The following is a 9,889-nucleotide window of genomic DNA, read 5'->3' as shown; positions in this document are numbered from 1 at the left end:
CGCGCCCCGGCGAGCGCGCAGACGGCCGTGGCGGCCAGGGTGCCGGTGAGCCGCTCGCCGACGGGCAGGTCGAGGCTCTCGCCGACGAAGTCCTTGTTGGACAGCGACACGAGCACCGGGTAGCCGGTGGCGACCATCTCGCCGAGCCGGCGGGTGACCTCGAGGGAGTGGAAGGTGTTCTTGCCGAAGTCGTGGGCCGGGTCGATCACCACCGAGGCCGGGTCGACGCCGGCGGCGACCGCACGCTCGGCGTAGGCCACGGTGTCGTGGATGGCCGCGGCCACCACGTCGTCGTACTCGATGCGGTAGGGGCGGGTGCGGGGCGTGACGCCGCCGGTGTGGGTGCACACGATCGCGGCGCCGCCCTCGGCGGCGGCGTCGACGAGCTCGGGGTCGGCGCCTCCCCAGGCGTCGTTGAGTACGTCGGCGCCGGCCGCGCAGACCGCGCGGCCGACCTCGGCGCGCCAGGTATCGACCGAGATCACCAGGTCGGGGAACGCCTCGCGCACGCGGGCCACGAAGTCGACGACGCGGGCCTTCTCCTCGGCCTCGGAGATCTCGACGCCGGGCGCGGCCTTGATGCCGCCGATGTCGACGATCTCCGCGCCCTGGGCGACCACGAGCGCCACCCGTTCGAAGGCCTTGTCCTCGGCCCAGGTCGCGCCCTTGTCGTAGAAGGAGTCGGGGGTGCGGTTGACGATCGCCATCATCAGCGTGGCCTCGTCGGCGAACGCGTGCCGGCCCAGCCTCAGCATCGGCGGCGGGGTCATCGGACGCTCACCGCCGGCGGCCGCTCCGCGGCCGGGCCGGCCGCGGTGGTGGTGCCGGACCGGGCCAGGGCCGCGGCCAGGATCTGGGTGGCCATGCCGCTGAGGTCGCGCAACGACTGGTGCCGGTGGGCGCGGGTGCCGAGGTCGACCTGGGCGATCGCGTCCACCCCGCGGGCGCGCTGGGCGTCGACGAGGGCGGCGAGCTCCACGGCGTACCCGGTCGGGACGCTGAGCCGCTCGAACAGCTCGCGGCGTACGGCCCACTCGCCCGCGAGCGGCTGGTGCAGGCCGGCGAGCTCGGGGAACAGCAGCCGGATCAGCGGTCTGGCGACCAGCTCGGTGACCCGGCCGCCCTCGAACGGGACCGCGGCGTCGCCGGAGACCATCGGCCGCTCGTAGAAGCCCTTGACCAGCGCGACCTCCGGGCGGGTGAGCAGCGGGCCGAGCAGGCCGGGCACGAAGTGGGTGTCCCAGTCGAGCAGGTCGGCGTCCATGAACACCAGCAGGTCGCCCGTGGTCACGAACTGCGCCTTCCACATCGCCTCGCCCTTGCCGGGAACGGTGCCCAGGTCGGGGCGGATCTCGGCGGCGCGGTGGACGACGGCGCCGGCGTCGGTCGCGACGTCGTAGGTGTCGTCGGTGGAGTCGGAGTCGATGACCACGATCTCGTCGAGCAGCGCGACCGTGTCGACCAGCGCCTCGCGCACCCGGCTGACGACGTCGCCGACGGTCGCGGCCTCGTTGCGGGCGGGGACCACCAGGCTCACGGTGTGCCCCGACTTGGCCCCCATCAGGTCGGCGAGGGTCCAGTCGTCCCAGTGATGGGTGTTCCTCTCGCCCCAGGCCGACACACGGTCGAGCGTAGCGAGCGCCACGCGACCATCGGCGATCCGTCACGTTTTGTCCCGGTTGTGATGTTCAATCAGTCATGTCCACCTCACAGGGCGCCACGGGGGAGCCTCGCCGGAGCCGCGGCCGGCCACGCACGCCCGGGGCGGAGCAACGCATCATCGACGCCGCGCTCGAGGAGTACGGCGAGCACGGCTGGTCCGGCTTCACGATGGACGGCGTCGCACGCCGTGCGGGCGTCGGGAAGTCCACGGTCTACCTGCGCTGGCAGGACAAGGACACGCTGCTGACCGACGCGGTCGGCACGCACACCGGCGACCTCGGGGACGTCGACACCGGCTCACTGCGCGGCGACCTGCACGCGCTGGCCGTCAAGCTGTTCCACCACTACCGCGAGCCGGCGGGCTGGGCCGCGCTGCGAGTGGTGGTCGACACGGCCGGCGCCCCGGAGCCGCTGGGTGGGTTCACCCAGGCGGTGACCGACGTGCTGGCCGACTACGCCGTCCAGATGGGCGCCCGCGCGGTCGAGCGCGGCGAGCTCGACGGCGACCGCCTGGTGTTCCCGATCGGCCAGTGCATCTTCGGCTCGGTGATCGTCCAGAACCTCACCCTCCGCCTCGAGGGCCGCGCGTTGAGCGACGAGGAGATCGACGAGCGCGCCTCGATCCTGGTCGACCTGATCCTCGACGGCGCCCGCACCTGACCTCTCCTGCCGGACGCCCTCGCCACGCACCAGACGTATCTGTCCTCTGCACGCGGTTGGGGCGACAGATACGTCAGGTGCGTGCGGCTCAGCGGAGGTAGCGGCGGGTGGCGGCGGTGAGGGCGCGGGCGTAGGTGGCGCGGCCGGCGGCGGTGGTCATCCGGTGGGCGTCGCGGCGGTCGCGCATGTTGCCGAGCTCGACCATCACGGTGGGGACGTCGGAGAGGTTGAGGGTGCCGAGGTCGGAGCGGAGGTCCAGGCCGTCGCCGCCGGCGACGTAGTTGGCCACCGGCACGCCCCGGGCGCGCAGCGCGGCGCGGGTGTCGAGGGCGAGCCGCCTCGAGGAGCGGCAGATGTCGTGGGTCCAGGGCCGCCGGTCGGCCGGGGCGATCACGTGGAACCCGTGGGCGCCGGCGGCGTAGGACCCGTCGCCGTGCACGCTGATCTTGAGGTCGGCGGCGACCTGGTTGCCGGCGCGGCCCCGGACGTCGATGCACGGGCCCCAGCGGTCCTGCCGGTTCGCGGACCGGGTCAGCAACACCTTGGCCCCCAGCCGCTCGAGCCGCGCCTGCACCAGCCGGGTCACCCGCCACGCGAACGTCGCCTCCGGATAGCCGCCGTTGGTGGCGGTCCCGGTGGTGTTGCACGCCTTCTTGAACCCGCCCGCCGGGACCAGGCGGTTGATCTTGCGGGGGAAGTTGTGGTTGCCGAGCTGGTGGCCGGGGTCGAGCACGACGACCCGACCCACCAGCGGCCGGGCCGAGCCGTCAGCGCGGGTGGCCACGTCCGTGCGCTCGGCGTACGCCGGTCCGGCGGGTCCCCCGAGCAGGAGGACCGCCACCAGCACACCGGCGCACCGGCGCAGCGCCCGCATCACTCGTAGCCCAGGATCTCCTGGCGCTTCTCGCCCCACGCCAGCGCGGAGGCGATCGCGTCGTCGAGCGAGAGCTCGGTGCGCCAGTCGAGCAGCTGCCGGGACCGGTCCACGTTGGCGAACGCGCCGACCGCGTCACCGGGCCGCGGCGGCGCCTCGGTGATCGGCACCTCCGAGCCGAAGACGTGCTCGAACGACTTCACCAGCTCGCGCACGGTCACCCCGGAGCCGGTGCCGACGTTGATCACGACGCTGGGCGCGCCGGCGGCCGCGATGACCTCGTCGAACCGCTCGACGGCGCGGACGTGCGCGCGGGCCAGGTCCCAGACGTGGATGTAGTCGCGGATGCCCGTGCCGTCGCGGGTCGGGTGCTCGGTGCCGGTGATCGTGAAGGAGTCCTTCTGCCCGCGGGCGGCCATCACCAGCTGGCCGAGCACGTGCGAGGGCTCCTTGGCGTAGATGCCGGACTCGAGGTCGGGGTCGGACCCGATCGGGTTGAAGTAGCGCAGGATGATCGCGCGCAGGCCCGTGGCCGCGGACATGTCCTGGAGGACCTCCTCCATCATCCGCTTGGTGCGGGCGTACGGCGAGGTCGGCTCGAGCCGGTCGCCCTCGGAGACCTCGAACTCGTCCTTGAGCGCGTAGATCGACGCCGAGGAGGAGAACAGCACCCGGCCCTTGCCGAGCGCGTTGAGCTCGTCGAAGAGCTCGAGGGACTTCGCGACGTTGTCGCGGTAGTACTCGTAGGGCTTCTCGACCGACTCTGGGACGACGATGCGCGCGGCCATGTGGATGGTCGCGTCGATGTCGGGGTGCTCCTCGAAGACCCGGCGCAGCAGCGCGCGGTCGGCGATGTCGCCCTCGTAGAAGATCCGGTCGCGCACGAACGCCAGCGGCCCGGTGAGCAGCGAGTCGAGGATCACCGGCGTGTGGCCGGCCTCCTCGAGCGCCTTGGCAGTGGTCGAGCCGATGTAGCCGGCGCCGCCGGTGACGAGAACCTTCATGGCACCCAGCCTAGAGGGCGGCACCGGTCTGGACCGGAGCGGCCGCGACCTCAGTCAGGACCCGCCGGCGCCGATACAGGTCATATGACCAGGCCCATGCCGGAGGCGTGGAGGCGCACCGTCCACGACGTACCGGACCCGCTCACCGCGGCTGCCACGTGGTGCGACGTCATCGAGCTGCACCCCGAGGCCTGGCGCGCGCGATCGTTCCTCCCGACCTGGTCCCCGGAAGACCCGGTCGCCTGAGGACCGCGCCGCGCCGCTCGGGGTGCCCCCCTGCCGCCGGCGGTCGCCCGCCGGTCAGCAGCCCAGGTCGCGGGCGACCCGCCGGTGGGCCTCCCAGATCTCCTCGGGCAGGCCGTCGAACTGCCGGAGGTGCTCCTCGCGGAAGCCCATCTCCTGGCACCAGCGGTCGATGTCGACGGTGAGGATCCGCTCGAGGTCGGCCTGCGGGAGGTCGAGGTCGTCGAGGTGGAGCTCCTCGGCCTGGGGCAGCACGCCGACGGCGCTGGGTACGCCGGTGACCTTGCCGGCCTTGAGCCACACCAGCCACAGCAGCGCGCGCAGGTTCTCGCGGTAGCCGGGCCACAGGAAGTGGCCGTCCTCGGGGTCGCGCTGGAACCAGTTGACGTGCGCGAACACCGGCTGGTCGCTCGCGCGGCGGATGACGTCGAGCCAGTGGGCGGCGTACTTCGCCTCCGGGTAGGACATGAACGGCCGCATCGACATCGGGTCGTAGCGCAGCTGGCCGTCGACGCCGTCGGCGGCGAACGTCGCCTCCGCACCGAGCGTCAGGCCGTCGTAGACGCCCTCGGGGAGGTCGGTGATCGCGCGGATCAGCGGCTCCCGGTCGCGGGTACGGCCGCCGAAGATGATCGCGTCGATCCGCACGCCGCGCGGGTCCTCGAAGTCCTCCGCGACGTTGGGGACGTTCGCGAGCGTGGTGGTGAACCGGCTGTTGGGGTGCGCCCACGGCGACTCGTCGCCGGGCTCGCGCTCGGCGATCGGCAGGCCCTTCCAGTCCAGCCAGCCGGCCGGGTCGGCGGGCGGCTGGGGCGTGCGGCCCTCCCACCACACCTCGTGGGTCAGCTCGTTGTAGGCGACGTTGGTGAAGATCGCGCCGCTGCCGTCCTGCACGGAGTGCAGCGCGGTCGGGTTCGTGATCTCGTTCGTGTCCTTGGCGACGCCGAAGACCCCGAACTCCGGGTTCATGCCGTACAGGCGGCCATCGGCCGGGTCGACCCACAGCCAGGTGATGTCGTCGCCGTAGAACTCGACGCGGTAGCGATCACCCAGCGACTCCGGCGCGAGCGTCATCGCGAGGTTGGTCTTGCCCGACGCGCTCGGGAAGCCGCCGGCGACGTGGTAGCGCTCGCCGGTCTCGTTGTCGACGATGCCCAGCAGCATGAACTGCTCGGCGAGGAACTCGCCGGACCGCCAGCCGTCGTAGGCCGCCTGGCGCAGCCCGTGGGCGATCTTGCCGAGCAGCGCGTTGCCGCCGTACGACGAGCCGTAGTGCAGGATCGTGCGCTCGTCGGCGACGGTCACGAAGTAGCGCTGGTCCTCGGGCGTGCCCTGGCCGAGGTTCTCCAGGTCGCCGGTGACGTGGACGGCGCGCACGAAGCTGCCGGGGTCCTGCAGGTCGTTGATGTGGTGTACGCCGACGCGCGCCATCCGGATCATGTGCAGCGCGACGGTGCGGCAGTCGGTGAGCTCGACGCCGGCGGCGTACCGCTCGAGCGGGGAGCCGGGCGGTGCCATCAGGTAGGGCACGACGTACATGGTCTTGCCGGCCGAGGCGCCGCGCATCAGCCCCTCGAGCAGCGGCTTCATCTCCGAGGACGGGCGCCAGTTGTTGTAGGTGCCCTTGTCCTCGGGGTTGCCGGTGGCCACGATCGTGCGCTCCTCGGAGCGCGCGGTGTCGAGGTGGTAGCTGCGCGAGTAGTAGCAGCCCTCCCCGACCGGCAGCAGCTCGCCGGCGTCGAGCGCCTCCTGGACCAGCCGGGCGTCGTCCGCGGCGTCGACGACCTCGACCCGGGCGGCGCCGGTGAGCGCGGCCCAGTGGGCGACGTACTCGCGTACCTGCGCGTTCTTCAGCCCCGCCTCGTCCAGCACGCTCTCCAGGTCCACCACGTTGTCCGAACGGTTGTCCACGGTCCTCGCCCTTCGTTGGTCTCTGCTGGGTCCTCGACTGGTTGCCATGCTCGCATCCCCGTTGCGCCCGGACGCTACACGACTTGAAGAAGTTTGCAACTTGTGTAATCTTCACGTGAGACGACGATCTCCGGGGGAGGGAGACGAGACACCATGGGGGTTCCCCTGTACCAGGCCAAGGCCGAGCTCTTCAAGACGCTCGGCCACCCGGCCCGCATCCGCATCCTCGAGCTGCTCTCGGAGCGCGACCACGCGGTGCACGAGCTGCTCGAGAAGATCGAGATCGAGCCGAGCAACCTCTCCCAGCAGCTCGCGGTGCTGCGGCGTACGTCGATGGTCGTCTCGCACCGCACCGGCAGCGAGGTCGTGTACTCGGTGAGCGTGCCCGAGGTGCGCGACCTGCTGTTGGCCGCCCGCACGATCCTCTCGGGGCTGATCGCCGTCCAGGGCGAGCTCGGCACCGAGCTCGCCAGCACGCCCTCGTGAGCGGGGCGACGATCCGGACCAGGATCTCCGAGCTCCGCCCGCACGCCGGCGACTGGCGCCCGTTCCACCCCGGCGCCGACCTGACCGCCGGCCTGATGGTCGGCCTGGTCGCGCTGCCGCTCGCGCTCGGCTTCGGCGCCAGCTCGGGTCTCGGCGCGGGCGCCGGCCTGGTGACCGCGATCGTGGCCGGCGCGGTCGCGGCGGTCTTCGGCGGCAGCCGCGTGCAGGTCAGCGGTCCGACCGGCGCGATGACCGTCGTGCTGGTGCCGATCGTCGCCACGCACGGCGCCGACGGCGTGCTGGTCGTCGGGCTGCTCGCGGGCGTCGTCCTCCTCGTGCTGGGGTACGCCGGCGCGGGTCGGTTCATCCGCTACGTGCCGGTGCCGGTGGTGGAGGGCTTCACCCTCGGCATCGCGGCCATCATCGCGCTCCAGCAGCTGCCGGCCGCGCTCGGCGTGCGGCCCGAGGGCGAGGAGGTCCTGGCCCAGGCGTTCCACGCCGTGCGGGACTGGGCCGACCACCCGGCGTGGGCCCCGCTGGGGCTGGCCGCCGGCGTGGCGGTCGGGATCGTGCTGGCCGGGCGGCTGCGGCCCGGGCTGCCGTGGTCGCTGATCGCGGTGGTGACCGCGACCGTCGTCAACTCCGCCGCCGGGCTGGGCGCCGACCCGATCGGCGACATCCCCTCGGGCCTGCCCGCGCCGTCGGTGCCGACGGTGCCGCTGGCCGACCTCGGCGGGCTGGTGCTGCCCGCGGTCGCCGTGGCCGCGCTCGCCGCGCTCGAGAGCCTGCTCTCGGCGACCGTCGCCGACGGGATGAGCGTCGGCCGGCGCCACCACCCCGACCGCGAGCTGATCGGCCAGGGCCTGGCCAACGTCGTCACCCCGCTGTTCGGCGGCATCCCGGCCACCGCCGCGATCGCCCGCACGGCCGTCAACGTCCGCTCCGGCGCGACCTCGCGGCTGGCCTCGCTCGCCCACGCCGGCGTACTCCTCGTGGTGGTGCTCGCCGCGGCCCGCTGGGTCGGCGAGATCCCGCTCGCGGCGCTGGCCGGGGTGCTGGTCGCGACCGCGGTCCAGATGGTCCGGGTCTCCAGCGTCACGACGCTGCTGCGCGCCACCCGCGGCGACGCGGCCGTGCTCGCGGTCACCGCGATCGCGACCGTGGCCGTCGACCTGGTGACCGCCGTGCTGGTGGGGCTGGTGGTCGCGGGCTTCTTCGCGCTGCGCCAGACCGCCCTCGCCGCGCACCTGGACGAGGTGCCCCTGGAGGACGGCGTCGAGGTCGACGACACCACCCACGCCGACGAGGAGCGCCGGCTGCTCGACCAGCACATCGTGGCCTACCGGCTGGAGGGGCCGTTGTTCTTCGCGGCGGCCCACGACTTCCTGCTCGAGCTGTCCGAGGTCAGCGACGTGCGGGTGGTGGTGCTGCGGATGTCGCGGGTCTCGACGATCGACGCGACCGGCGCCTCGGTGCTCGCCGACACCATCGGCCGGCTGCGCGGGCGCGGCATCACCGTGCTGCTCTCGGGCCTGCAGCCGCGCCACGAGCGGGTGCTGCGCGAGCTCGGGGTCCACGACCGGCTCGGCGCCGACGAGCACGCGTTCGCGACCACCCCCGAGGCGATCGCCCACGCCCGCCGGCACGTCGCCCGCGAGCATCACGCGCACGCGGCTCACCACGCGTGAACCGTCCACTGCGGCTCGTCGAGCTCCCCGGCCGCCCGACCGAAGGCCCGCAGGGCCGCGAGCGCGCCGGCCGCCTCCTCGGGTGACATCCGGGCCAGCACCCGGCGTACGTCGGCCCGGCGCGCCCGGGTGACCTGGTCGACCACGTCGGCACCGGCCTCGGTGAGCCGCACCCGCACCACCCGGCCGTCCGAGCGCGACCGCCGCCGGGCCAGCAGGCCGAGCCGCTCGAGGCGGTCGCAGTGACGGCTCGCGTTGGAGTGGTTGACGCCCAGGTGCTCGGCGATGTCGCCGACGGTCCGCTCCCCCGCGCCCGCCACGAGCACCAGCAGCCGGAACTGGGCGACGGTCACCTCCGTCGGCGCCGCGCCGACCGAGTGCACGGCGAGCCCGACCAGGGCCCGGCTCGCGTCCACGAACGCGTCGGCCAGCTCGTCGGTGACGTCCATGGAGGGACGATATATGCCCCAGCGCATATATCCGCCGGTGTGGGGCACCGAGCAGGGCGTGACCTCTCCCACGACCGACACCCGCACCGACCGCACGCGTGACGTCTGGGGGGAGCGGACCCCCCACGGCCGCGGCACCGACTGGCCGACCCGGGTCGACCTGCACCTCGAGGACGGCGTGACCGAGGACCAGGTGGACTCCTGGGTCTCCTCGGCGTGCCTGCTGTGCAGCAACGGCTGCGGCTGCGACATCGCCGTCAAGGACGGCCGGATGGTCGGCGTCCGCGGCCGCGCGACCGACCGGGTCAACCACGGCCGGCTCGGGCCCAAGGGCCTCTACGGCAGTACGCCGTGGTCGCACTCGCCCGACCGGCTCACCCGGCCGCTGGTCCGCGAGGGCGGCGAGCTGGTCGAGACCGACTGGGACACCGCGATGGGCCGCATCGTGGCCCGGTCGAAGCAGCTGCTCGAGGAGAAGGGGCCGCTCAGCCACGGGTTCTACACCAGCGGCCAGCTGTTCCTCGAGGAGTACTACACGCTCGCGGCGATCGGGAAGGCCGGGCTCGGCACCCCGCACATGGACGGCAACACCCGGCTCTGCACGGCCACCGCCGCGGCCGCGCTGAAGGAGTCGTTCGGCGCCGACGGCCAGCCGGGGTCGTACGCCGACATCGAGCACTGCGACGCGGTCTTCCTCTACGGCCACAACATGGCCGAGACCCAGACCGTGCTCTGGTCGCGGATCCTGGACCGCACCCGCGGCGAGGACCCGCCGCGGGTGGTGTGCGTCGACCCGCGGCGCACCGCGGTCGCCGCGGAGGCCGAGGCCACCGGCGGCGTGCACCTCGCCCCGCGGGTCGGCACCAACCTCGCGCTGATGAACGCGCTGACCCGCGAGCTGCTCGAGCACGA

11 protein-coding genes are annotated in these 9,889 nt (G+C 73.2%); 5 read left to right on the top strand and 6 right to left on the bottom strand.

The features are described from left to right. Both folP and VGD85_RS13870 read right to left on the bottom strand, forming a co-directional pair. The coding region (gene folP / locus VGD85_RS13875) for a dihydropteroate synthase (protein WP_331064031.1) at positions 1 to 770 on the bottom strand (770 nt) is incomplete at its 3' end. Continuing rightward, positions 767 to 1,621: a glucosyl-3-phosphoglycerate synthase gene (locus VGD85_RS13870; RefSeq protein ID WP_331064030.1), complete on the bottom strand. Its 855-nt coding sequence runs from the start codon at positions 1,619 to 1,621 to the stop codon at positions 767 to 769. The genes VGD85_RS13870 and folP, both read right to left, overlap by 4 nt. Before the next feature lie 77 nt (positions 1,622 to 1,698). On the opposite strand from VGD85_RS13870, the gene VGD85_RS13865 reads away from it, so the two are divergent. Then, positions 1,699 to 2,322, top strand: a complete 624-nt coding sequence (locus VGD85_RS13865; protein ID WP_331064029.1) for a TetR/AcrR family transcriptional regulator — start codon at positions 1,699 to 1,701, stop codon at positions 2,320 to 2,322. Between the two features lie 88 nt (positions 2,323 to 2,410). Here the strand turns inward: VGD85_RS13865 and VGD85_RS13860 are convergent, their stop codons facing one another. Both VGD85_RS13860 and galE read right to left on the bottom strand, forming a co-directional pair. Beyond that, a complete protein-coding gene (locus VGD85_RS13860; RefSeq protein WP_331064028.1) occupies positions 2,411 to 3,196 on the bottom strand; it encodes an N-acetylmuramoyl-L-alanine amidase in 786 nt (261 codons plus the stop codon). Continuing rightward, positions 3,196 to 4,200 carry a UDP-glucose 4-epimerase GalE gene (gene galE, locus VGD85_RS13855; RefSeq protein WP_331064027.1) on the bottom strand — a complete coding sequence of 335 codons (1,005 nt, stop codon included), beginning with the start codon at positions 4,198 to 4,200 and terminating at the stop codon, positions 3,196 to 3,198. Before galE ends, VGD85_RS13860 begins: the two co-directional genes overlap by 1 nt. Positions 4,201 to 4,296: 96 nt before the next feature. On the opposite strand from galE, the gene VGD85_RS13850 reads away from it, so the two are divergent. After that, a complete protein-coding gene (locus VGD85_RS13850; RefSeq protein ID WP_331064026.1) occupies positions 4,297 to 4,446 on the top strand; it encodes a hypothetical protein in 150 nt (49 codons plus the stop codon). Positions 4,447 to 4,500: 54 nt separating this feature from the next. Here VGD85_RS13850 and VGD85_RS13845 read toward each other — a convergent pair whose 3' ends face one another. Beyond that, the gene (locus VGD85_RS13845) at positions 4,501 to 6,354 is read right to left on the bottom strand and encodes a phosphoenolpyruvate carboxykinase (GTP) (RefSeq protein ID WP_331064025.1); all 1,854 of its coding nucleotides are present in this window, start codon (positions 6,352 to 6,354) and stop codon (positions 4,501 to 4,503) included. Positions 6,355 to 6,507: 153 nt separating this feature from the next. Between VGD85_RS13845 and VGD85_RS13840 the strand changes: the two genes are divergently transcribed. Both VGD85_RS13840 and VGD85_RS13835 read left to right on the top strand, forming a co-directional pair. Continuing rightward, a complete protein-coding gene (locus VGD85_RS13840) occupies positions 6,508 to 6,840 on the top strand; it encodes an ArsR/SmtB family transcription factor (RefSeq protein ID WP_296604898.1) in 333 nt (110 codons plus the stop codon). After that, complete coding sequence (locus VGD85_RS13835; protein WP_331064024.1) at positions 6,837 to 8,528, top strand: SulP family inorganic anion transporter; 1,692 nt, start codon at positions 6,837 to 6,839, stop codon at positions 8,526 to 8,528. Before VGD85_RS13840 ends, VGD85_RS13835 begins: the two co-directional genes overlap by 4 nt. On the opposite strand, the gene VGD85_RS13830 is transcribed toward VGD85_RS13835, so the two are convergent. Next, positions 8,516 to 8,977 carry a MarR family transcriptional regulator gene (locus VGD85_RS13830; protein WP_331064023.1) on the bottom strand — a complete coding sequence of 154 codons (462 nt, stop codon included), beginning with the start codon at positions 8,975 to 8,977 and terminating at the stop codon, positions 8,516 to 8,518. The genes VGD85_RS13835 and VGD85_RS13830 overlap by 13 nt on opposite strands. Before the next feature lie 13 nt (positions 8,978 to 8,990). Between VGD85_RS13830 and VGD85_RS13825 the strand changes: the two genes are divergently transcribed. After that, a partial coding sequence (locus tag VGD85_RS13825) for a molybdopterin-dependent oxidoreductase (protein WP_331064022.1) occupies positions 8,991 to 9,889 on the top strand: 899 nt, incomplete at its 3' end.

The sequence above is a fragment of the Nocardioides sp. genome, from assembly GCF_036401255.1.
Lineage (GTDB): Bacteria > Actinomycetota > Actinomycetes > Propionibacteriales > Nocardioidaceae > Nocardioides.
The sequence above is the reverse complement of the archived record's forward strand: the minus strand, read 5'-3'. Positions and strand labels throughout refer to the sequence as shown.